Annotated in this window: 15 protein-coding genes; 11 read left to right on the top strand and 4 right to left on the bottom strand. The window is 70.9% G+C overall.

The genetic code is table 11. The annotated features are described in order from the left end of the window. The first annotated feature begins 335 nt into the window (after window positions 1-335). The 7 genes from ACFQRJ_RS08015 to ACFQRJ_RS07985 all read left to right on the top strand — a co-directional run bounded on the left by ACFQRJ_RS08015 (window position 336) and on the right by ACFQRJ_RS07985 (window position 11371). The gene (locus ACFQRJ_RS08015; protein WP_377018467.1) at window positions 336-1358 is read left to right on the top strand and encodes a LacI family DNA-binding transcriptional regulator; all 1023 of its coding nucleotides are present in this window, start codon (window positions 336-338) and stop codon (window positions 1356-1358) included. Between the two features lie 106 nt (window positions 1359-1464). Continuing rightward, the gene (locus tag ACFQRJ_RS08010) at window positions 1465-3114 is read left to right on the top strand and encodes a xylulokinase (protein WP_377018466.1); all 1650 of its coding nucleotides are present in this window, start codon (window positions 1465-1467) and stop codon (window positions 3112-3114) included. A 47-nt stretch (window positions 3115-3161) separates the two neighbouring features. Beyond that, window positions 3162-3881: an L-ribulose-5-phosphate 4-epimerase gene (locus tag ACFQRJ_RS08005; protein WP_377018465.1), complete on the top strand. Its 720-nt coding sequence runs from the start codon at window positions 3162-3164 to the stop codon at window positions 3879-3881. A 298-nt stretch (window positions 3882-4179) separates the two neighbouring features. Next, window positions 4180-6081 (top strand): BCCT family transporter, encoded by a 1902-nt coding sequence (locus ACFQRJ_RS08000; RefSeq protein WP_377018464.1) that lies wholly within the window; start codon window positions 4180-4182, stop codon window positions 6079-6081. A gap of 378 nt (window positions 6082-6459) precedes the next feature. Beyond that, window positions 6460-7968 carry an L-arabinose isomerase gene (araA, locus tag ACFQRJ_RS07995; protein ID WP_377018463.1) on the top strand — a complete coding sequence of 503 codons (1509 nt, stop codon included), beginning with the start codon at window positions 6460-6462 and terminating at the stop codon, window positions 7966-7968. 31 nt (window positions 7969-7999) lie between these two features. Further along, the gene (locus ACFQRJ_RS07990) at window positions 8000-9292 is read left to right on the top strand and encodes a D-arabinono-1,4-lactone oxidase (RefSeq protein WP_377018461.1); all 1293 of its coding nucleotides are present in this window, start codon (window positions 8000-8002) and stop codon (window positions 9290-9292) included. A gap of 108 nt (window positions 9293-9400) precedes the next feature. Continuing rightward, the gene (locus ACFQRJ_RS07985; protein WP_377018460.1) at window positions 9401-11371 is read left to right on the top strand and encodes a glycoside hydrolase family 43 protein; all 1971 of its coding nucleotides are present in this window, start codon (window positions 9401-9403) and stop codon (window positions 11369-11371) included. Window positions 11372-11392: 21 nt separating this feature from the next. On the opposite strand, the gene ACFQRJ_RS07980 is transcribed toward ACFQRJ_RS07985, so the two are convergent. From ACFQRJ_RS07980 to ACFQRJ_RS07970, 3 genes are all read right to left on the bottom strand, one after another. Further along, the gene (locus ACFQRJ_RS07980) at window positions 11393-13762 is read right to left on the bottom strand and encodes an alpha/beta hydrolase fold domain-containing protein (protein WP_377018459.1); all 2370 of its coding nucleotides are present in this window, start codon (window positions 13760-13762) and stop codon (window positions 11393-11395) included. Between the two features lie 55 nt (window positions 13763-13817). Then, a complete protein-coding gene (locus ACFQRJ_RS07975; RefSeq protein ID WP_377018458.1) occupies window positions 13818-15143 on the bottom strand; it encodes an MFS transporter in 1326 nt (441 codons plus the stop codon). A 93-nt stretch (window positions 15144-15236) separates the two neighbouring features. Beyond that, window positions 15237-15614 carry an L-rhamnose mutarotase gene (locus tag ACFQRJ_RS07970; RefSeq protein WP_377018457.1) on the bottom strand — a complete coding sequence of 126 codons (378 nt, stop codon included), beginning with the start codon at window positions 15612-15614 and terminating at the stop codon, window positions 15237-15239. Window positions 15615-15698: 84 nt separating this feature from the next. Between ACFQRJ_RS07970 and ACFQRJ_RS07965 the strand changes: the two genes are divergently transcribed. Further along, on the top strand, window positions 15699-17873 hold the full coding sequence (locus ACFQRJ_RS07965; RefSeq protein WP_377018456.1) for a hypothetical protein: 2175 nt from the start codon (window positions 15699-15701) through the stop codon (window positions 17871-17873). A gap of 150 nt (window positions 17874-18023) precedes the next feature. Then, window positions 18024-19046 (top strand): glycosyltransferase family 2 protein, encoded by a 1023-nt coding sequence (locus ACFQRJ_RS07960; RefSeq protein WP_377018455.1) that lies wholly within the window; start codon window positions 18024-18026, stop codon window positions 19044-19046. On the opposite strand, the gene ACFQRJ_RS07955 is transcribed toward ACFQRJ_RS07960, so the two are convergent. Continuing rightward, entirely contained in the window at window positions 19019-19960 is a 942-nt protein-coding gene (locus tag ACFQRJ_RS07955; protein WP_377018454.1) for a glycosyltransferase, read from the bottom strand. The genes ACFQRJ_RS07960 and ACFQRJ_RS07955 overlap by 28 nt on opposite strands. Window positions 19961-20152: 192 nt before the next feature. Here ACFQRJ_RS07955 and ACFQRJ_RS07950 point away from each other — a divergent pair, with 192 nt between their 5' ends. Then, window positions 20153-21304, top strand: a complete 1152-nt coding sequence (locus ACFQRJ_RS07950) for a hypothetical protein (protein ID WP_377018453.1) — start codon at window positions 20153-20155, stop codon at window positions 21302-21304. A 184-nt stretch (window positions 21305-21488) separates the two neighbouring features. Then, the gene (gene rhaI, locus ACFQRJ_RS07945; RefSeq protein WP_377018452.1) at window positions 21489-22673 is read left to right on the top strand and encodes an L-rhamnose isomerase; all 1185 of its coding nucleotides are present in this window, start codon (window positions 21489-21491) and stop codon (window positions 22671-22673) included. Window positions 22674-22675 lie beyond the last annotated feature (2 nt).

The raw sequence follows: 22675 nt of genomic DNA, 5'->3' as shown, positions 1-22675 counted from the left end.
CGACGGTGCAGGGAATGCCCTTTCCGCTGGTCAGCGCCCGGGTCGGGGCGGATCGACAGCCGCCGTCTGCATGCGGACCTCCCCTCCGCGCCGACGCCGACCCCTCGGCGTCGCGGTTCGAGTGCGCCACCGGGGCGCCGGATGCTAACGTTCACATCACGGCGGACGTCATGGTGGACGAATCTCCGACCGGGCCCGCGATGACCGGTGACCGGCGCATGCCGGCCGTCGTCCCCCTCGGCCGTGGCCCCGTGAGCCAGAGCTCGCAGGCCGGAGCCCGCAGAGCCCCGCGGGCAGGGCCCGCACACAGAACCCGCCGGACGGAAGGAACGAGGATGACCACCCCGGCCCGCCGCCCCTCGATGGCCGACGTCGCCGCACGCGCCGGCGTCTCGTACCAGACCGTCTCCCGAGTGCTCAACGAGCCGGAGATCGTCCGACCGGAGACCAGGTCCCGGGTGGAAGAGGCGATCGCCGCGCTCGGGTACACCCGCAATCGCGCCGCGCGAGCCCTGAAGACCACGCGCTCCTCCCTCATCGGGGTTCTCACCGACGGGTCCTCCCTCTTCGGCCCGGCCGAGACCACCACGGCGATCGAGACCGCCGCCCGCGAAGCCGGCTACTCGGTGCTGCTGACGACCGTCGGTGCCGGCGATGCCGAGGACCGCTCCGTCGGCGCCGAGCTGGTGGGCTCCGGGGCCGACGGGATCCTGGTGGTGGCCGCCCATGAGGCGATGGTCCCCGCCGTGGCCGCGGTGGCCCGCCACACCCCCGTCCTGGCGGTCTCGGCGCAGGCTCCCCGAGTGCCGGACGTGCGTGTGGTCGGGGTCGATCAGCAGCTCGGCGCGATGCAGATCGTCGAGCACCTCGCCGGGACCGGTGCCCGTTCGGTGGTCCACGCCGCGGGCCCCGCGGACTGGTTCGACGCCCGTGCCCGCCGCGACGGCTTCGACCTGGCGCTCGAGCAGCATGACCTCGACGGCGAGATCGTCGGCCCCGGGGACTGGACGCCGCGCTCGGGCTACGACCTGACGACCGCTCTGATCGCGCGCGGCCTGCCGGACGCGATCTTCGCCGCCAACGACATGATGGCCATCGGCGTCCTGCATGCCCTGCACGAGCACCGGCTGCGCGTTCCCGAGGACGTCGCGGTCGTCGGGTTCGACAACACCCTCGGGGCCGAGTTCCTGATCCCGTCCCTGACCACGGTCTCCCAGCCCTTCGCCGAACTGGGACGAGTGGCCCTGGGCCGATTGCTGGATCTCCTCGACGGCGAGGACGTGCCCGCCGGCACCCCCTGCACCCTGCCGCCGCGGCTGGTGGTGCGGCGCTCCACCGGCGCCGAGCGCACCCACTGAGAGCCCCGACCGCTGCCGCGAGTCATCCCGCGGCGCCCGGAGACGCCTGAGGGACACACCGGATGTGAACGTTGACACCGCGTGCTGGGGCTGGTTGGCTGGTGTCATGACGCACGATGCCGTGTCCTCAGCACACCACACCCCCAGCTCCGCCGCGAGCCCCGCCGCCCTCGTCGCCGACGGTCGCGCCCACCTCGGCCTCGAGCTGGGATCGACCCGCATCAAGGCCGCCCTGGTCGACGATGCCGGCGCAGTGATCGGCACCGGCTCGCACGCGTGGGAGAACGAGCTCGTCGACGGCAGCTGGACGTACTCCCTCGATGCCACCTGGGACGGCATCCGCGCCTGCTACGCCGACCTCGCGCGGGACGTGCGCGAACGCCACGACGTCGAGCTCACCCGACTGGCGAGCATCGGCATCTCCGCGATGATGCACGGCTACCTCCCCTTCGACGCCGACGGCGAGCAGCTGGCCCCGTTCCGCACCTGGCGCAACACCTACACGGCCGACGCCGCAGCGCTGCTCAGCCGCACCTTCGAGCTGAACATCCCGCTGCGCTGGAGCGTCGCCCACCTGATGCACGCGGTGATGCACGGCGAGGACCACGTGCCCCGGATCGACTTCCTGACGACGTTGGCCGGATACGTGCATTGGCAGCTCACCGGCCGCAAGGCGCTCGGCGTGGGCGATGCCAGCGGCATGTTCCCGATCGCCGCCTCGGGGGACCGCTTCGACCCCGAGCAGCTGGAGCGGTTCGCAGCCCTCGACGGCGTGACGGAGCTGCCGTGGTCCCTGCCCGACATCCTCCCCGAGGTGCTCGTGGCCGGGCAGGACGCCGGCTCCCTGACCGTCGAGGGGGCCGCCCTGCTGGACCCCTCCGGCTCGCTGCAGCCCGGGGCCGTCGCCGCTCCTCCCGAGGGCGACGCCGGCACCGGCATGGTCGCCACGCACGCGATCGCACCCCGCACCGGCAATGTCAGCGCCGGCACCAGCGCCTTCGCGATGGTGGTGCTGGAGGGGCCGCTGTCCGGCCCGCGCGAGGAGATCGACCTGGTCACCACGCCGTCGGGCAATCCGGTGGCGATGATCCACACCAACAACTGCACCACCGACCTCGACGCCTGGCTGGGGCTGTTCTCGCGCTTCGCCGAGCTGACCGGCCACCCCGTCGGCCCGGAGGAGCTCTTCGGCGCACTGTTCGGCGCCGGCGGCCAGGGCGATCCCGACGCCGGCGGCGTGCTGTCCTACAACTACGTCTCCGGTGAGCACCAGACGGGCGTCCCCTCGGGACGGCCCCTGCTCGTGCGGGAGCAGGAAGCCCGCTTCACCCTGGAGAACTTCATGCGCTCCCAGCTCTACGGCGCCTTCGGGGCGCTCGCGGTGGGCATGGAGGCGCTGCTGAAGGACGAGGGCGTGCAGCTGGACGTGATGTACGCCCACGGCGGCATCTTCCGCACCCAGGGCGTGGCCCAGCAGGTCCTCGCCGACGCGATCGCCACCCCGGTGGCCGTCGGCGAGTCCGCCGGCGAGGGCGGAGCCTGGGGAATGGCGCTGCTGGCCGCCCACACCGCGCACACCGCCGCGGGGCGGGACCAGGAATCCCTCCACGACTTCCTGGCCACGCATGTCTTCGCCTCCCAGGAGCTCTCGACCCTGGACCCGGACCCCGACGGCATGGCCGGCCATGCCAAGTGGCTGGCCGGCTACCGCACCGGCCTGCAGGTCGAGCGACTGGCCGGCGAGGTCCTCGACTGAGCGCCCCGTCCCGTTCCCATCCGACCGCCTCTGACCAAGGAGTCCCCGTGCCGCTGACCCTCACCGAACTGCCGCAGCCCACCCAGGACGCGGTGGCCGCCGCCCGCGAGCGCGTCGCGGCCCTGCACGCCGAGCTGCCCCGGAACGAGCTGGTGGTCTGGACCGCCGGCAACGTCTCCGAGCGCGTCGCCGCCACCGGCCCCGACGTGCCGGGGCTGTTCGTCATCAAGCCGTCAGGGGTCTCCTACGACGAGCTGGCCCCGGAGAACATGGTCGTGTGCACGCTGGACGGCGCGAAGATCGACGACGGCACCCCGGAGACCCTGGTGCCCTCGTCGGACACCGCGGCGCACGCCTACGTGTACGAGCACATGGACGAGGTGGGCGGCGTGGTCCACACCCATTCCACCTATGCCACCGCCTGGGCCGCCCGCGGCCAGGAGATCCCCTGCGTGCTGACGATGATGGGCGACGAGTTCGGCGGCCCGATCCCCGTCGGCCCGTTCGCCGTGATCGGGGACGACTCCATCGGCCGCGGCATCGTCGAGACGCTCCGCGGCTCCCGCTCCCGCGCGGTGCTGATGCAGAACCACGGCCCCTTCACGATCGGCAAGGACGCGCGCGATGCCGTCAAGGCCGCCGTGATGTGCGAAGAGGTCGCGCGTACGGTGCACATCTCGATGCAGCTCGGCGATCCGCTGCCCATCGAGCCGGCCATCATCGACGCGCTCTACGACCGCTACCAGAACGTCTACGGCCAGCGCTGAGAGTCGACGTCACCCTGTCCCGGGTGGTTGCGTCGCCACCGGGCGCCTGTGTCCCGAGACACGCCTATCCGGGCCCGACCACCCGGACTGCGGGGGTCCGAGGTCCGCTCATCCCGTGCTGAATCCGCCCGGCGTGTGACATGCTCGACGGGCGAGCGACCCCCGCTTCGCCCTGATCTGCCGCGTGACCTGCACCGGTCGCGCACCGCTTATAGCACGCCTGCCCGTTTCAGGGTTGAAGATCGACTGGGAACTGACCAAGCTGGGCCGGTAACTGACCTCGAGAGAACGGATGGACATGAGCGCCCCCGAGAACCAAGCAGGCGGAGGCGACCCTTCGCCGGCGTCCGACCCGACCGCGTGGCCGGAGGACCTGCCGGAGACCGTGCACCTGCCCCGCAGCCTCCAGATCGCCGACGACGACAGCGATGAGGCCATCACGGAGAAGCTGCGCCGTCAGGGTGCCCGCATCGGCAAGGGCACCATCGCGCCCGCCGTGTTCTGGCCCGCGCTGATCATCATCCTGGCCGTGGCGCTGCTGGCGGTCCTGTTCCCGGCCACCACCGACACGGTGATGGCCGGCGTCCAGGGCTGGATCGTGGCCGATCTGGGCTGGTACTACATGCTCATCATCGGCCTGTTCGTCGTCTTCTCGATCATCCTGGCCATCACCCCCTACGGCGGGATCCGTCTGGGCCGCGACGACGACGAGCCCGAGTTCCCCCTCTTCTCCTGGTTCGCGATGCTGTTCGCGGCCGGCATGGGCATCGGCCTCGTCTTCTACGGCGTCGCCGAACCGCTGGGCTACACCACCAACAACGTCAAGCCCACCTGGGAGGGTGAGGGCGTCGAGCTCTCCGGTCTGGCCATGGCCCAGACCTTCATGCACTGGGGCCTGCACCCCTGGGCCGTGTACGCCATCATCGGTCTCGCCCTGGCCTACGCGATCCACCGCCGCGGCCGTCCCGTCTCCATCCGCTGGGCGCTCGAGCCCATCTTCGGCGAGCGGGTCAAGGGCTGGGTCGGCGACGTCATCGACGTCCTGGCCATCTTCGGCACCGTCTTCGGCATCGCCACGTCCCTCGGCCTCGGCGTCCAGCAGATCGCCGCCGGCCTCGACGCGATCGGCCTGGTCCAGGGCGCCGGCGACGGCTTCCTCATCGTGCTGATCGTCATCATCAGCTTCCTGGCCACGCTGTCCGTGGTCAGCGGCGTCGGCGTCGGCATCAAGTGGCTCTCGAACATCAACCTGTCGCTGGCCGGTCTGCTGATGATCGTGGCGCTCGTGTTCGGGCCCACCGTCTTCCTGGCGCAGAACTTCGTCGAGTCGCTCGGCTTCTACTTCGCCAACATCTTCCACATGACCCTCGACGTCGGCGCGTACAACCGCTCCGAGGAGGCGCAGTCCTGGTTCTCCGGCAACACACTGTTCTACTGGGGCTGGTGGATCGCCTGGGCACCCTTCGTCGGCGTCTTCATCGCCCGCATCTCCAAGGGCCGCACCGTGCGCGAGTTCGTCGCCGGCGTGCTGCTGGTCCCCTCGCTCGTCGGCATGATCTGGTTCTCCATCTGGGGCGGCAACGGCCTGTTCCGCCAGTGGTTCGGTGCCGGTGACCTCGGGGACGTCACCGCTGAGGCATCCATGTTCCGGATCTTCGAGGGCTTCCCGCTGACCGGCCTGCTCTCGATCCTGGCCATCATCCTGGTCGCGATCTTCTTCATCACCTCCTCGGACTCCGGGTCGCTGGTGGTGGACATGCTGGCCTCCGGCGGCCACCCGAACCCGCCGGTGTGGTCCCGCGTCCTGTGGGCGCTGCTCGAGGGCTTCCTGGCCATCGCCCTGCTTCTCTCGGGCGGTCTCGAAGCGCTGCAGGCCGGTTCGCTGATCACCGCGCTGCCGTTCAGCATCATCCTGATCCTGATGTGCGTGGCCCTGATCAAGGCGCTGGGCATCGACCACGCCGTGCTCACCGAGCACGCGCGCATCCGTCGCCTGGAAGTCCTGACCACGCATCTGACCGGAGAGGTGAACTCCTCCCTGGCCGAGAGCGGCGAGCTGGAGTCGATCGTCGACGACCGCATCGACTACCGCCTGGAACGCACTCGCGGAGCCTTCGCCCGCCGCAGCGGTGGCCGGCCCGAGGGCGGTCGCGGCGGCTCCGCCCCGACGTCCCGCGAGGCGGACGCCGACACGGAGTGACATGACGTCGGTGTGAGGCCCGCAGCGGCGCCCTCGCGGTTCCGCCCGTCGGGCGTGCACACCGACTCCCCCACGTCTCGCGCATGAAGGAGGCCGGCCCACTCGGGCCGGCCTCCTTCTGTGTTCAGGTGGCGGGGCCGGAGCTGCGGTCAGGTCCGGGTCCGGTGGGTCGAGTCGCGAGTTATTGGCACTTCAGGGCCGGTTAACGCATATAACTCGCGACTCGATCGGCGTACGGCGTCCCAGACCGGCAGGGCTTGCCCCGCACCGCTTGACTCCCGCGATGTGAACGTTCACCCTAGAAGTATCACCTGGCGGTGCGGCCCATCCTGCGACGCATCCGCCCCGCCCCTTCTTTCTCTCCCTGGAGGAGTCACTGTGGACAACCCCTTCGAGACCCGCGAGATCTGGTTCCTCACCGGCAGCCAGGGCCTGTACGGCCCGGAGACGCTCGACCAGGTCGCCGACCAGTCCCGCACCATCGCCGAGACGCTCGACGCCGCGGGCGACATCCCCGTCAAGATCGTCTGGAAGCCGGTGCTGACCGACCGCGACGCGATCCGCGAGGTCGCCCTGGCCGCCAACGCCGATCCCGCCTGCGTCGGCGTCATCGCCTGGATGCACACGTTCTCCCCGGCCAAGATGTGGATCCAGGGTCTGGACGCGCTGCGCACACCGCTGCTGCACCTGCACACCCAGGCCAACGTCGAACTGCCCTGGTCCAGCATCGACATGGACTTCATGAACCTCAACCAGGCCGCCCACGGCGACCGCGAGTTCGGCTACATCGCCACCCGCCTGGGCGTGAACCGCAAGACCGTCGTCGGCCACGCGAGCGATCCGTCGGTGCAGGCGAAGGTGGGCCGCTGGGCCCGCGCCGCCACCGGCTGGGCCGAGATGCACTCGCTGAAGCTCGCCCGTTTCGGGGACAACATGCGCGGCGTCGCCGTCACCGAGGGCGACAAGACCGAGGCCGAGCTGCGCCTGGGCGTCTCCGTGAACACCTGGGGCGTCAACGATCTGGTCGAGGTCGTCGACGGCATCGAGGACTCCGCGATCGACGCCCTGGTGTCCGAGTACGAGGAGCTCTACGACCTCGCCCCCGAGCTGCGGGCCGGCGGCGAGCGCCACGAGTCGCTGCGCTACGGCGCCCGCCAGGAGCTGGGGCTGCGCTCGTTCCTCGAATCCGGCGGTTTCGGCGCGTTCACCACGAACTTCGAGGACCTCGGCGGGCTGCGGCAGCTGCCGGGCCTGGCGGTCCAGCGCCTCATGGCCGACGGGTACGGCTTCGGCGCCGAGGGCGACTGGAAGACCGCGATCCTGGTGCGCGTGGCCGCTGTGATGGGCTACGGCCTGCCCGGCGGCGCCTCCCTCATGGAGGACTACACCTACGAGCTCACCCCCGGCAAGGAGAAGATCCTCGGCGCGCACATGCTCGAGGTCTCCCCCTCGCTGACCACCTCGAAGCCCTCTCTGGAGATTCATCCGCTGGGCATCGGCGACCGGGAGGACCCGGTGCGGCTGAAGTTCACGGCCGACGCCGGCCCGGCCGTCGTGGTGGCCATGAGCGACATGCGCGAGCGCTTCCGCCTGATCGCCAACGTCGTCGACGTCGTCGAGCCCGACGAGGCGCTGCCGAACCTGCCGGTCGCCTGCGCCGTGTGGGAGCCCGCGCCGGACTTCGCGACCTCCGCCGAGTGCTGGCTGACCGCCGGCGCCGCCCACCACACCGTGATGAGCAACGCCGTGGACCTGGAGACCTGGCAGGACCTCGCCCAGATCGGCGACCTCGAGCTCGCCGTCATCGACGAGGAGACGACCGTGCGCTCCTTCGCCCAGGAGCTGCGCACCAACCAGGTCTTCTACCGCCTCGGCCAGGGCTTCTGAGCCAGCCCGGCGACACGACGAGGTGGCGCGCATGACCTCTCCCGAGCCCCGGCACGAGCCGGTCTTCACGGCCCCTGGCTCGAGCTGGTCGGGGACCATCGACTACGGTCCCGGCCCGCTGCACGCCCCGAGATCGCTCGAGGAGCTCCGGGAGCTCGTGACCTCGTCCCCGCGGATCCGGGCGCTGGGCACACGGCACTCCTTCTCCGCGATCGCGGCGAGCGACGCGGACCTGGTGACCCTGGCGCAGCTGCCCGCGGACATCGACATCGACTCCGCGGCCGGCACCGCGCGCGTCGGCGCCGGCGTCCGCTACGGCGAGCTGGCCCTGGCAGCGGCCGAGGCCGGGTGGGCGCTGGCGAACATGGGCTCGCTCCCCCACATCTCGGTGGCGGGGGCCAGCGCGACCGGCACCCACGGCTCCGGCGACGGCAACCGCGCGCTGGCGGCCTCGGTGCGGTCGATCGAGATGGTCACGGCCGACGGCGACCTGCTCGAGCTCACCCGCGAGCGGGACCCGGAGATCTTCGGCGGGGTGATCCTCGCCCTCGGCTCGCTCGGCATCACCACGCACCTGACCCTCGACCTGGTGCCCGCGTTCGAGGTGCGCCAGAGCGTCCACCTGGACTTCCCCGCGGACCGGATGGGCTCGGCGGATCTGCTGGCCATGCTCGCCGGCGGGTACAGCGTGAGCCTGTTCCACCACTGGGACGGCCGCATCGCCCAGGCCTGGGTCAAGCAGTCCGCCGCCGTCGAGGATCCACTGCCCGATGCGTGGCTCGGTGGCCGGCGCGCCCTGGAGGCCGTCCACCCGCTGCCGGGCATGCCGGCGGACTTCACCACCGACCAGACCGGCGAACCCGGCCCGTCCCATGAACGCCTGCCCCATTTCCGGCTCGAGTTCACCCCGAGCAACGGGGAGGAAATCCAGTCGGAGTACCTCATCCCGCGCGAGCAGGTGGGCGAGGCACTGGCCGCCGTGACGGAGCTGGGTGAGCGGATCCGTCCTCTGCTGCACGCCTCGGAGGTGCGCACCGTCGCGGCCGACGAGCTCTGGCTCTCCCCCGCCTACCAGCGCGACAGCGCGTGCGTGCACTTCACGTGGAAGCAGCTGCCGGCAGAGGTGGACGCGCTGCTCCCGGAGATCGAGGAGCGCCTGGCCCCGTTCGCACCGCGCCCGCACTGGGGCAAGGTGTTCACCCTGGATCCTGAGACCGTGCGGGCGCAGTACCCGCGCCTGCCGGACTTCCTCGCCCTGCGCGACCGGCTCGATCCGGGCCGGAAGTTCACGAACGCTTACGTCGAGCGCCTGCTGGGGGCCTGAGGGAAGACCGACGTCGCTCCCGGCTCCACCGCTATCGATCTCGTGGTTCCAGCCCACGGCACCGCTCCGCTGCGCTACCGTGGAGCACGGTAAAACGCTTTCCGGCGAATGACACGACTCGACGAGGAGTCCTCCGTGCCGCACCGCTCCACACCTCTTCCCCGCCGCCGCGTCCTGACCGGCGCTCTGCTCGCCGCACCGCTGGCCGGCCTGGCCACCACCGCCGCCTGGGCCGAGGATCCCTCCCCGGATCCGGCGGGCTCCTTCTCCCCGGGCGAGCCGTGGCAGGACACCGATGGCGAGATCATCCAGGCTCACGGTGGCCAGGTGCTGGTCACCGCGGACGCCGAGGGACCCTTGTACTACTGGTACGGCGAGGACCGCTCGAACGGGTACCACGACAGTCCCGGCATCCACGTGTACTCCTCTCGCGACCTGTACTCCTGGGAGGACGAAGGGCTGGCGCTGCGCGCCCTCGACCACGCCGACCAGCTCGAGAGCGACCCGTACTTCACCGCGCTGTACGGGGACTACACCGACGACGAGAAGGCCGCGGTGATCCGCGACCTGGTCACGGTCAACGATCCCGACACCGAGGCGAACCCCGCGATCCTCGAGCGACCCAAGGTCCTGCGCAACGAGGTTCGGGGGACGTGGGTGATGTGGGTTCACGCCGACGGGCCGTCCGAGACGTCCAACGCGCAGTACGCCAAGGCGCGGGCGGGTGTGGCCGTGGCCGACTCCCCCACCGGGCCGTTCCGGTGGATCGACAGCTACCGTCTGCACGTCGCTCCCGAGGGCGAGGAGAACTACCAGCCGGACAACCCGGGGATGGCGCGGGACATGAACCTGTTCCTCGACGACGACGGCACGGCGTACATCATCTACTCCAGCGAGGAGAACTACTCGCTGTTCATCTCCCGGCTCGACGAGGAGTTCACGTACCTGGCCACCGGCCCGGAGGACGCGGTCAAGGGCGTGGACTTCACCCGGCCCTACATCGGCGCCCACCGCGAGGCGCCCGCCCTGTTCAAGCGCGCGGGCACGTACTACCTGATCACGTCGGGCGCGACGGGCTGGGACCCGAACCCGGCCCAGTACGCCACGGCCACGGAGATCCTCGGCGAGTGGACCGATCACGGCAGCCCCATCAGCGGTGAGGGAGCGTCGGACACGTACGGCTCGCAGAGCACCTGCGTCATCCCTGTCGACCCCGAGCGCGGCGTCTATATCTACATGGGCGACCGCTGGACGCCCTCCGACCTCGCCGGCTCCCCCTACGTGTGGCTGCCCATGCGCTTCGGCGAGGGCACCGAGACCTCGATCCTCTGGGAGGAGAGCTGGAGCTGGGAGGATCAGCCTGCCCAGCCCGTCTACACCGTCGAGGCGCGAATGCCGGCCTCCGTCCGCTTCGGCCAGACCGAGCGCCTGCCGCGCACCGCACGACTGCACATTGACGGGAGCGCTGCGGAGACGCGCCACGTGAGCTGGCAGGCCGAGCTCGACCGCCCCGGGCAGGTCGAAGTCACCGGCACCCTGGCGGGGCCCGAGGGCCTGACGCTGCGCCGGCTGGTGCTGGTTGCTCCCCACCACATCGCCTACCTGGTCAACGCCGGCGGGGCGGAGACCAGCGACTACCTCGCACTGCGCCAGGAGGCGTCGGGCCGACCGCTGCGGAACTCGGCGGCGGATCAGCCCTTCGGCACGGATCCCGGCACCGGCGCCCGGTGGGGCTATGAGGGTCGCTCGCAGTCCTCGGGCAGCGCGACGGACTCGATGGACCGCTCACTGCGCTACGGGACCGATCACGATGACCTCACCTACCGGTTCGGAAACCTCGACGAGGCGAGCTATGCGGTCCACGTCGGCTACTACGACCCCTGGCCGTGGGCGAACCGAGCCGCCGAGGTGCGCGTCAACGGCGAGGTCACCGAGACGCAGCGGTTGTTCACCGGCACCGCGGAGGCGGCGGCGTACACCGGGATCCGGCCCGACGCCTCCGGAGCGATCACGCTGACCCTGCATCCGACACGGTCACCGGACATCCAGGTCAGCTGGGTGGCTGTGATCCGGGAGTGAGAGCGAGCGGCCCCGCCGCACTCAGAGTTCGCCAAGCAGCTTCGCCATCGTGTCCATCGAGGCGAAGGCCTGCGGCAGGCCCACCTTGTTCAGATGCCCGTGGGAGACGCCGCGACAGACGACGTACTCGACGTCGACCCCGGCCTCGCGCAGCTGCTCGGCATAGCGGCGGGCGCTGAGGCGCAGGTCGTCGAACTCGTCGGCCTCGAGGTAAGTGCGGGGCAGCACGGCCAGCTGCTCGCGGCTCGCCAGTCCTGGGAACTCGTACGGGCTCGCCTCCGGCAGCGGCCCGCCGAGATAGTTCTCGGACATCTCCCGCATCCGCTCGGGCGGGAACCTGAGCATCTCCGGCGTGGCGGCGAGCGCCTCGGCCTCCTCGGGGGTCGCCTCCGGCATCAGCGGATGCGCCACCGGGTACATCAGCAGGGACGCCGCCGGTGGTGCGCCCTCCTCGGCCAGCCGAAGCGACCCGGCCGCGGCCAGGGCACCGCCCGCGCTGGCACCGCCGATCGCGATCCGGGCCGGGTCGATGCCGAGGCTCTCCGCGTTCTTCCGCACCCACGCCATGGCCGCGCACGCATCGTCCAGGGGGATCGGGGCATGGACGTGGCCGGGACCGTCGGGGAACCCTCGCGCGGGCGTGCCGTCGGGCTGATCGCACAGGCGGTAGTCGACGGAGACCACGACCGCGTCGGCCCGGCCCGCGACGCCGCGCGCCACGTGGTCGCCCTCGGGCATGTCGAGGTCACCGTGGACGAAGGCACCGCCGTGCAGCCACACCAGGCAGGGGCGTGGGCCGGTGGCCGGGGCCTGCGGGGTGTACAGCCGCACCGGCACCCGACCGTGCGGCCCGGGCAGCAGGCGGTCCTCCACGGTGAGCGGCCACTGCTCGGCGGGCCCGTACGGGGCCTCCCAGGCGCGCTGGGCGTCCTGCCCGGCCTCGTCCCAGGTGGCGTGGCCGCGCAGCGTGCTGAGTCGCGCGACCATGGCCGTCTCCGCGGTAGCGGTCTCCGCGGTGGCGGCCTCCGAGGTGGCGGCCTCCGAGGTGGCGGTCTCCGCGGCGGGAGCCGATTCCTCGGACCTCGCGCGGCGCCGTGGCGTGCTGCGCAGGGCGATCTCGCAGTCGTAGTCCTGTGAGGAGCGCATGTCGCCGCGGAACCACAGCAGACGCGTGGTCTCCGGGTCGCCGGGGGCGATGATCGGGCGCAGGTTGTCGACCTCGGAGTCCTGGGTGAGCGGGGTCCATCGCCAGCTGCGGCCCTCGTCCTCGGTGCGTCCCTCGAACAGCTCGCGCCGGGCGAGGCGGGCGTCATCGCGCGGGTCGATGGGCGTGGAGATGACGACGGTATCGACGTCGTAGGGATCGATCGCGGCCAGGCCGGTGTAGTCCTGCTCGTGAGGCAGCAGTCCGGGGCCTGCCTTGGCCAGCGGCGAGGTGCCCCAGGTCCCGTCGGCCCCGAGGCGGGCGTAGACGAACCGCAGGTCGGGGACCTCGACGTTGCGGCCGAGATCCGAGCCGTCGGGCGCTGCCACGTGGTCGGCGCGGGCCGTCATCACGGCCGCGAGCGTCCCGTCGGCCTCGCGGAGGTCTGTGGTCCACGCGTGGCCGAGGCGTGCGCCGCCGAGCTCGGTGCCGGCCTCCAGGACCGTGGTCAGCAGCGCCTGATCCGGTGCGGGCTCGCTCAGCAGCGGGGACTCCAGCGCGCGGCCCCGGCTGTCGTGGAGCCGGCCGCCGGAGAGATAGCCGTGGTAGATCGAGTTGTCGTGGTCGCGCGGGTGGTGGTCGGTGACCAGGAGGTGCAGGCCGCGCTGGCCGTCCGCGTAGCGGGCGTAGCCGTTGACGTAGCCGATCTTGGGGCGGCCGACGAGCCGGCCCGCGTACTGCCAGCTCTCTCCGTGGTCGGTGGAGACCAGGGCGCAGGGATCGTCGTTCACGGCCCGGGCGAAGCAGTACAGGCGGCCGTCGACCTCGCGCAAGTTGGAGTACGTGACGCCGCCGCCCGCGGTGTGCTCGCTCCAGTCGAAGGTCCGCTCCTCACCCCACGTGGTGGGGTCGCCCGGGGCGCTCACCCGCCAGCGGGTGAAGGGGTCGCTCTTGTGCCGGGTGTAGACGGCGAGCCAGCGACCGTCGGGCCGGTGGAACAGCGCGGGGGCGTTGTGGTCATCGGCCTCCAGGCCGGGGTGCAGAGTGACGACGTCGGCCCGCCCGGAGGCCAGGTCCACGACTGTCAGATCCACGTCTCCCTTGCGCCGGTGGCCGTGCTCGCCGCCGCCGGAGGCGACCGAGCCGACGACCAGGACCCCCTTCTCGGCATCGACCAGGGCGCGTTCGTCCTGGAACCAGCACCAGGCTCCGTTGCGGTTGATGACCTGCGTCGACGTGGTGTTCACAGTCGCTGTCTCCTCTCGGCGGGACGCTGCGCGGCCCGCGCCTCACTGGGCATTCTCATGGCTGGACCCGCGCTCCGTAGCGTTCTTCCTCGATCTGCTCGAGGCTCTTGCCGCGCGTGTCCGGCGCCCCGATCACCCCGATCAGCAGCGAGCCGACCAGCAGCACGATCATGATCGTGCCGACGAATGCCACGCCCTGCAGCGCCAGCAGCGTCGGGAAGAAGTAGCTCAGCAGTCCCACGGCGATGCGGGCGATGAAGAACAGCACGCCCTGGGCGCTGGCGCGGTAGGGCGTCGCGAACATCTCGGCCGTCCACAGGGCATAGAACGCCTGGGCGCCGATGCCGGCGGAGACGCCCCAGATCACGGCGAACATGATCAGCAAAGGCATCGTGACGTGGGTGAAGACCAGCAGAACCCAGGCGATGATCCCCAGCGCGGCGCCGATGCCGTACAGCAGGCGCCGGTCGATCCTGTCCCCCAGCAGCATGAACCCGAAGTAGGTGGCCACGACCGTCATGGTCCACAGCAGCACCTGCAGCAGGTTCTGGTTCGCGGGGTTCTCGACGCCGGCCGTCTGATACACCCGGGGCATGAAGATGCCCATCTGGCCGGCCACGGTGTTCCACAGGGTGTAGACGCCGATGAGGAACAGCAGCGCCTTGACGTTGCGGGGGTGGGAGAGGAGCTCGCGCAGCCCCCGGTGCCGCACGGTCTCGCCCCGCGAGGTGGCCGCGTCGCGATCGTCCTTCTGCGCCGTCCAGATCGTCGATTCCGCCAGGCCGCGCCGCACCCACCAGGTGACCAGGGCGATCACGAAGAGGTGGGCGAAGACGATCCGGGTTCCGAGCACACCGAGGGGGACCAGCGCGGTGGCGATCGCGAACACCACCGCAGGGCCCAGCGACCAGGCGAGCTGGGCGGTGCCCACGTGCCGTGCGCGCCGCAGCCGGGGCGCCTGCTCGGCGATGTAGGTCCAGGCGACGGGGACCCCGGCGCCGACGGCGATGCCGGTCAGGACCACGCCCACCACGAGCATCCATGCCTGGGTGGCGAACACGACCAGCAGGGTGCCGACCATGTAGAGCACCAGGTCATAGGTGTAGATGAACTTCCGGCCGTAGCGGTCACCGAGCGGACCACCGATCGCGGCACCGATCGCGGCGCCGAACGCGTTGGCCGACAGCGCGGCGACCAGGCCGACGGTCCAGTCGGAGAAGCCGAAGAACTCCTGCCACAGGGTGAGGCTGGTGGCCAGGGCGATGATGGAACCGGCTTCGATGTAGTTCGACATCGCCACGGCGATCGTCGCCTTCCAGCCGTGGACGGTTCCGGGCCGGGGCCCGGCGACGTCCGTCGCGGCTCGGTCGTCATCCGGCATGTCTCTCCTTCGAGTGCTCGGGGCGGGAGCCCGGGTCTTCGGGCCGGGATCCCAGGGGGTCGCGGGTGGTCGCCGCGGCGCCTGCGACAGGCGTCAGGGCAGGTAGAAGTACTGCGGGAGGACCTGCTTGTCGCCGCCGCCGGGGGCGAAGTACTCCCTCATCGTCTCCTCCCAGCGGGCGGCCACGTCGGTGCGGGCGATGGCGTCCTGGGCGGCGTCGACGTCGTCGGCCTCGAAGTATCCGACGACCATGCCGTCCTCCGGCCGCAGGAACAGGGAGTAGTTGCGCCACCCGGCCGCGGTGAGAGCCTCGCGCATCTCCTCCCACACCCGCTGGTGGACCTCGACGTACTCGGCCAGCCGCTCGGGGCGCACGTGGAGCAGGAAGCAGCAGCGGGAGGGGCTGCGGGCGTCCGTGGTGGTCAGCAGGGTGTCGAGGTCGGGTCGGACCGGTTCCGCAGCAGCGGGCATCAAGACTCCTTCGTCGCAGGCCCATGAATTCTGAATCGTTCCATGCGGAGTGTCAACCGCTTTCCTCTGACGTATGGTCCAGGCATGCAGCCGAGCAACCCGTCGTCCACCGGCCCTGCCCGGCCGATCGACCGTCGCGCCGTCGTCGGCCGCCACGACGTCGTGCTCACCGAGCTCGACCCCGCCGCACCGCTGACCGTCGGGAACGGCGACTTCGCCGTCACGGTCGATGTGACCGGGCTGCAGTCCCTCCCCGGGGCGTACCCCGTGGCGCCGCGCGAATCGTCGGGCCCACCGGGGACGTTGCTGGGCACGCAGTCGACCTGGGGGTGGCACAGCATGCCCGAGGCCGCGAGGTACTCGTGGCGCGATGCTCTGACCGCCTATGACGCCCCGCACGGATCCGTTCCGTACGTGGACCTGCAGGGCGGGCACCACGACGGGGAGAGCGACCGGGACCGGTTGCTGCGCGGGAATCCGCATCGGCTCGATCTGGGCAGGATCGGGTTCCTGCTGGACGGCAAGCCTCTCCACGACGCTGACGTCCGCACGGTCCGTCAGCAGCTATCCCTGCTGACCGGGAGCATCCACAGTCTGGTGGAGATCGCCGGTATCCCCGTGGAGGTGGAGACACTCTGCGATCCTCACCGCGACCTGCTGGCGCTGCGGATCCGGTCCGCGGGCCTCGGGAACCGCCTCGCCGTCGGCCTCGCCTTCAGCTACGGGAGCCAGGACTGGCACAACGCCCAGGACTGGACCGCCCCGGAGCGGCACCGCACCACCTGCACCCCGGTGGGCCAGGATGACTGGGTGCTGGCTCGTGAGCTCGACGCGACCACGTATCAGGCCAGGCTCCGGGCCGACGAGCCTCACGACGAACGCGGCCAGGACGGGCGCCCCGAGAACACCGGAGGGGAGCACGCCCGTCCCGAGTCCGGCGCCCGTCTCGACGCCGCCGATGACCACGAATTCCGCCTCACGACGCCGGGCCCGGTCGCCGAGATCGTCGTGGAGTTCACCCCCGGCGCCTCCGCGCCGACCCAGCCGCTGCCGGATGTCGAGACCGTCCGCCGCCGCAGCACCGCGCACTGGCGCACGTTCTGGGATTCGGGAGCAGCGCTCGACCTGGGAGATGTCGATGACCCTCGCGCCCACGAGCTCGAACGGCGAGTGGTGCTGTCCCAGTACCTGACCGCGGTCAACTGCTCCGGGCGGATGCCGCCGCAGGAGACCGGTCTGGTGTGCAACTCGTGGCGCGGGAAGTCGCACCTGGAGATGCACTGGTGGCACGCCGCGCACTTCCCGATGTGGGGCAGGCCGGAGCTGCTGCACCGGAGCATGGGGTGGTACCGCTCGATCCTGCCTCGAGCCCGCGAGATGGCCGCCCTGCAGGGATACGACGGGGCACGATGGCCGAAGCAGGTCGGCCCGGAGGGGGAGGAGACGCCCAGCGGGATCGGCCCCTTCCTGATCTGGCAGCAGCCCCACCCGATCTACCTGGCCGAGCTCCTGCGCCGGGCCGGCGGAGTGCCGGACGTGCTCACCGAGCTCCACGAGATCGTCACGGAGACGGCCGACTTCATGGCCTCCTATCCGGAGCGCACCGAGCGCGGCTACGAGCTCCCCTCCCCGCTCATCCCCGCGCAGGAGAGCTACGCCGATGTGCGCCGCGCCGTGCGCAACCCGGCGTTCGAGCTCGTCTACTGGCACTGGGCGCTCGACGTCGCCTGCGCCTGGAACGCCCGGCTCGGCGTGGAGGTGCCGCGGGCCTGGATCGAGGTCCGAGACGGCATCATCGCGCCGGTGGTCCGCGACGGACTGTATCCGGCGATCGAGGGCGACCCGTGGACGATCTACGAGGACCACCCCTCGATGCTCTGCGCGCTCGGCGTGCTGCCGGAGACGTCGCGAGTGGATCCGCACGTCATGCGGGCGACGCTCCAGGATGTGCTGGCGCGATGGGATCTGGGCAGCACCTGGGGCTGGGACTACCCCGTGCTCGCCATGACCGCGGCCCGCCTGGGAATGCCCGACGATGCCGTGGACTTCCTCCTCACCCGGACCACGAAGAACCAGGTGCTGGTCAACGGGCACAACCGGCAGTCGGACTCGCTGCCGCTGTACCTGCCCGGCAACGGTGGCCTGCTCGCTGCCGTCGCCCTCATGGCCGGGGGCTGGGACGACGGCCCGCAGCGCCCGCATCCCGGGTTTCCGCCGCATTGGGCGGTGCGTGCGGAGGGTTTCATCCCGGCCCCCTGAGATCCGCTCCCGCTTCCCGAACGCCCAGCGCACCCACCACCGGGGTGCGACACTGACGCCCATGGACCTCCTCAGCGCGCCGCGGCCATGCCGAATGCTCTCCGGCGCTGGAATCTCCGGCCCCCGCCATCTCGCGAGCGGTGATCGCGCATGAGCACCACACCCCGAGCCACCGTGGTCATCGCCTGCTACGAGGCGGGGTCCCAGCTGCGGCCCACGCTGGAGTCCGTCCTCGCCCAGAGCGTGGAGGAGATCGAGATCCTCCTGATCGACGACGGGTCGCGTCGGGATCCGGTGCCCGACGCCTCCGAGCTTCCCGATGACCCGCGGATCGTCGTGGATCGCCGGCCGGCCAACGGAGGCTACGCCCGGGTCACCAATCACGCTCTCGACCGTGCCCGGGGCGAGTGGATCACGTTCGTCGACGCCGACGACATCGTGGAGCCGAGCTACCTCGAGGCGCTCCTGGCCGAGGGCGAGGACGCGGAGGCCGACGTGGTGATGCTTCCGCTGATGGCGGTGCGCGGCGGCAAGGAGCTGGGGCCGCTGCCCTTCGACCCGCCGGCGGGACTTTCGACGGGGACCGAGGCGCTGGCCGCCCTCATCCACAACCGGATCGTGGGCAGTCAGCACATGCTGTGGCGCACCGCCCTCGGCCGGACCGAGCGCAACGGGACCCGGCCGGGCCACGGCGACCCGGAACCCCTCCGGGCCCCGGACGGCGAGACCTACTCGGATTTCGTGCTCGTCGCCCGGCTGTTCGCCCGCGCCCGCACCGTGGCCTACCTGTCCGAGCCGCTGTACCGGTACACGATCAGCCCGGACTCCACCTCGGGGGGACTGAGCGAGTCGGTGTGGGACCTGGTCGGAGTACCGGCCATCGTCCGCCCCACGCTGCAGCAGACCTTCCCCGCGGCGGAGGCCGAGGAGCTGTACCAGGAGCTCGAGCGCCACAACGTCACCCACATCCTGCACAAGGCGGCCCGGCAGCAACAGGATTCCGCGCTGCGGCGCGAGGTGACGGACTGGGCGCGCAGCCGCATCACGCTCGGCGGTCTTCTCGCACTCCTGCGGGGCGGCCACCGCGCCGAGGCCGGGTCCTGGGCGCTGGTGAAGCTCTCACCGGCGGCACACCGGCGCGCGCTTCACTGGCGCGATGCCCGGAAGGGCTGAGCATCGCCGTCGATCTCGCGAGGCGGGGTCGTCTCCTCGATCAGCACCGGTGGCGGCATGGGCCTCTGGGGCGGCAGCAGTTCCCGGGCGTGAGCGGCGAGGTCGACGACCGTGCGGGCCATCCGGCGGTGGCCACCGGAGCGTCCTGCCCGCAGCAGGTTCCACGGCAGGGAGAGGGACTCGCGCAGCACGGCTCCGCGCCCCAGCCGCCCAGGGAAGACCTCCGGATGCCGACGCCACACGTCGACGTCCGACCGGCCGCTGGCGTAGATCTTGCGGGTGAACTTCCACTGATCCTCGACGAGGCGGTAGTAGTTCAGCATGTCGGGGTCACGGCCGAACCGGGCACCGTGGGAGCGCAGCCGCACTCCGAACTCGTAGTCCTCGCGTCCGTAACGGCGCCAGGCCTCCTCGAACCCACCGGCCGCCAGGTAGATGTCGCGCCGGATCGCGATGTTGCTGCCCACCATCTCCCCGTCGGAGACGGAGTCGAATCCGAGCAGTTCGGAGTCCGGGTCGAAGGGTTCGGTGAGTCGTCGGATCGGCCCGCCGACCACGTCGTGCTCCTGCAGCCCGCGGTGGGCCCCGGCCAGCCAGTTGGGCCCGACCACGTCATCGGCATCGCAGAACGCGACCGCTGCGCCACGGGCGGCGAGCACGCCGGCGTTGCGCGGGTGGGCGACCCCCTTCCGCGCCCCGGCGTCGAGAACCCGCAGCGGCGCCGGGAACCTCGCGCGCCGCGCGAGCACCACTTCCCGCGTCCGGTCGCGGGACCCGTTGTCGGCGATCAGCAATTCCCAGGGCAGGTCGAAGGGCTGGGCGGCGAGCGCATCGAGCTGCGCATCTATCGTCGCCTCCCCGTTGAACACCGGGATGATCACGCTGATCACCGGCACAGCAGTGCGATCTGACATGGCCCCGCCGCCTCTCCCCGTGCACCGATCGCGAGCGTCGGGCTCACGAGCCGTCGGTGCGCTGTGAGGCCGAGAGTACACGCGGATTCGCCACCCTTCGAGGGTCCTCCGCCTCCCACCGGATCGCCGCCCTGACGGGTGAGGGGACTTCTCCCCATGGCCGAGAACTCCTCAGCACCACAGAATGACTGGATGAGCGATGACGAGCAGAATGCGCGCGAGGACACCGCTGCGGCGACATCCGAGATCGATGCCGCCACGTCGTCCCGCTCGTCGCGGCCGGTCCGCCTCGCCGGCGGCCTGACCCTCGCCGTGCTGCTCGTGGTCGCCGGCGTGTGGACCGGGGTGGCGCGCCCCTGGGACACCGCTCCGCGCAGCGAGCCGGGCGAGATCATCGTCCGCGGCCTCTCGCTGGACGAGGAACTCGGCGACCCCATCGACGTCGTCTACCCCACCGGCGGGCTCACGGTGCGGTTCGGCGAACCGACCCGCGAGACGCCGGTCCTGACCATGGACGAGGCCCCCTTCCCCAAGGCCCCGCGCGGCGGCCATTACCTGCCGGTCGAACTGGAGACCGTCGTGCCCGACGGACTCCGTGCGATGCGCCTGCCGGACTCGCAGATGCCCCCGCCGCAGGTCACCGTGGCCGTCGGTGACCAGGCCTATGATCTCGGGCCGGAGATCGCCGATCTGTTCTGGGACGACGGACGGATGCAGCTGACCAGGGTCGGATTCCTCCTGGCCGTGGACCGCGGGCCGGTGGAACCGGTGATGACCGTCAGCTTCGATGGAGAGGATCAGGTCATCACACCGGACGGTGTCACCGACGCCGGCACGTTCGCCGCCCTCCCCACCTCCGGATCCACTCCGTCCGGGGAGTGCGACGCGGAGGTCCTGCCGTCGGGGTGGGCCTCCCACGGCGATCCGACGTCGTGCACCCTCGCCGGCCCCGACGAACTGCCCTGGGTGGGTGGCCTCGGGTGGGCGCCGGAGGGACAGGTCTGGCAGGTCAGCACACTGGACCTCGAGATCCCCGCGGTCATCGAGTTCACGACGCCGGCAGAGGAGCAGCAGAGAGCGAGCGTGCAGAACTCTGCGGAGCTGACTCCCGTGGTCTCGGCGGACGACGCTGAGCCCGCCGCCATGTTTCCCACGGCGGAGGCGACCAACGCGCTGACGCTGTCACCGCCGGGGACGTGGACGGTGATCTCCGGACCGGTTCCCCCAGGGACCACGACGGAGCTGGGGATCACGGTGCAGGTGCTGGTCGAACCCGTGAGCGATGAGGAGCCCGGCCCCGAGGAGAGCGAACTGGAGCTGCAGTTCTCGGCCCACGCCGCGTGATCTCGGCAGCGTCCGCGCTCTGGCGCATTCCGAGACCCCCGTGCTACGGTTGTTGAGTCGTTTCAACCCGCGCCGGGCGACGGATACCGTGCAGTCACCCTGCTCGGCACGACGTCTCCGGACGCACAGGATCCGGCCCGTCAGCGTCGACGACCCACGAAGCCCGACCACGAAGGAGCTCCTCATGGCCCCCGCTCCCCTGCCCGCCTTACCCGAGAACGTCGCGCGCGACCTGCGCGAATTCACCATCGAGGTGCCCAGCTGGGGCTACGGCAACTCCGGAACCCGTTTCAAGGTGTTCGGCACTCCGGGCACTCCCCGGGACCCGTTCGAGAAGATCGCCGACGCCGCCCAGACCCATGCGTACACCGGTGCCGCACCGCGGGTCTCCCTGCACTACCCCTGGGACAAGGTGGAGGACTTCGCAGCGCTGCGTTCCTTCGCCGAGGAGCAGGGCGTGCGGATCGGGATGATCAACTCCAACACCTTCCAGGACGACGAGTACAAGTTCGGCTCGCTCACCCACACCGATGCCGCCGTGCGACGCCGCGCGATCGATCATCATCTCGAATGCCTCGAGGTCATGCGCGCCACCGGGTCGCACGAGCTGAAGATCTGGCTGGCCGACGGCACCAACTACGCCGGTCAGGACTCGATCCGCCGCCGCCAGGACCACCTCGCCGAGTCCCTGAGGGAGATCTACGCGGCTCTCCACGACGGCGAGCGCATGGTGCTCGAGTACAAGTTCTTCGAGCCGGCCTTCTACCACACGGACGTTCCTGACTGGGGCACCAGCCTGCTGCACTGCCTCGCCCTCGGCGAGCAGGCCATGGTGGTGCTCGATACCGGCCACCACGCCCCCGGCACCAACATCGAGTTCATCGTCGCCCAGCTGCTGCGCCAGAACCGGCTGGGCGCCTTCGACTTCAACTCGCGCAACTACGCCGACGACGACCTCATCGTCGGCTCCGCGGACCCGTTCCAGCTGTTCCGGATCCTGTTCGAGATCGTCCAGCAGGATGCCCACCGACCCGCATCGGGCGTGAACTTCATGCTGGACCAGTGCCACAACCTGGAGTCGAAGATCCAGGGCCAGATCCGCTCCGTCCTGAACGTGCAGGAGACCCTGGCCAAGGCGCTGCTGGTGGATCGCGAGACGCTCGATGACGCGCAGCAGCGCCACGACGTGCTCGAGGCGCACGGGATCCTGATGGACGCGTTCTGGACCGATGTGCGCCCGGCGCTGGCGGCGCTGCGCGAGGAGCAGGGACTGCCGACGGACCCGTTCACCGCGTTCCGCTCCAGCGGCTACGAGGAGAAGGTCGCCGCCGAGCGCGTCGGCGGGAACCAGATGGGATGGGGAGCCTGAGT

It is taken from the genome of Brachybacterium sp. GCM10030252 (assembly GCF_042666535.1).
GTDB lineage: Bacteria > Actinomycetota > Actinomycetes > Actinomycetales > Dermabacteraceae > Brachybacterium.
The sequence above is the reverse complement of the archived record's forward strand: the minus strand, read 5'-3'. Positions and strand labels throughout refer to the sequence as shown.

Excerpts from the sequence above, each read along its gene's own strand:
- ACFQRJ_RS07970 (WP_377018457.1), bottom strand. The coding sequence starts at position 15,614 with ATGCCCGCTGCTGCGGAACCGGTCCGACCCGACCTCGACACCCTGCTG.
- ACFQRJ_RS07955 (WP_377018454.1), bottom strand. The coding sequence starts at position 19,960 with ATGTCAGATCGCACTGCTGTGCCGGTGATCAGCGTGATCATCCCGGTG.
- ACFQRJ_RS08010 (WP_377018466.1), top strand. The coding sequence starts at position 1,465 with ATGACGCACGATGCCGTGTCCTCAGCACACCACACCCCCAGCTCCGCC.
- ACFQRJ_RS07965 (WP_377018456.1), top strand. The coding sequence starts at position 15,699 with ATGCAGCCGAGCAACCCGTCGTCCACCGGCCCTGCCCGGCCGATCGAC.
- ACFQRJ_RS07975 (WP_377018458.1), bottom strand. The coding sequence starts at position 15,143 with ATGCCGGATGACGACCGAGCCGCGACGGACGTCGCCGGGCCCCGGCCC.
- ACFQRJ_RS08000 (WP_377018464.1), top strand. The coding sequence starts at position 4,180 with ATGAGCGCCCCCGAGAACCAAGCAGGCGGAGGCGACCCTTCGCCGGCG.
- ACFQRJ_RS07990 (WP_377018461.1), top strand. The coding sequence starts at position 8,000 with ATGACCTCTCCCGAGCCCCGGCACGAGCCGGTCTTCACGGCCCCTGGC.
- ACFQRJ_RS07985 (WP_377018460.1), top strand. The coding sequence starts at position 9,401 with ATGACACGACTCGACGAGGAGTCCTCCGTGCCGCACCGCTCCACACCT.
- ACFQRJ_RS07950 (WP_377018453.1), top strand. The coding sequence starts at position 20,153 with ATGAGCGATGACGAGCAGAATGCGCGCGAGGACACCGCTGCGGCGACA.
- rhaI (WP_377018452.1), top strand. The coding sequence starts at position 21,489 with ATGGCCCCCGCTCCCCTGCCCGCCTTACCCGAGAACGTCGCGCGCGAC.
- ACFQRJ_RS07960 (WP_377018455.1), top strand. The coding sequence starts at position 18,024 with ATGAGCACCACACCCCGAGCCACCGTGGTCATCGCCTGCTACGAGGCG.
- ACFQRJ_RS08015 (WP_377018467.1), top strand. The coding sequence starts at position 336 with ATGACCACCCCGGCCCGCCGCCCCTCGATGGCCGACGTCGCCGCACGC.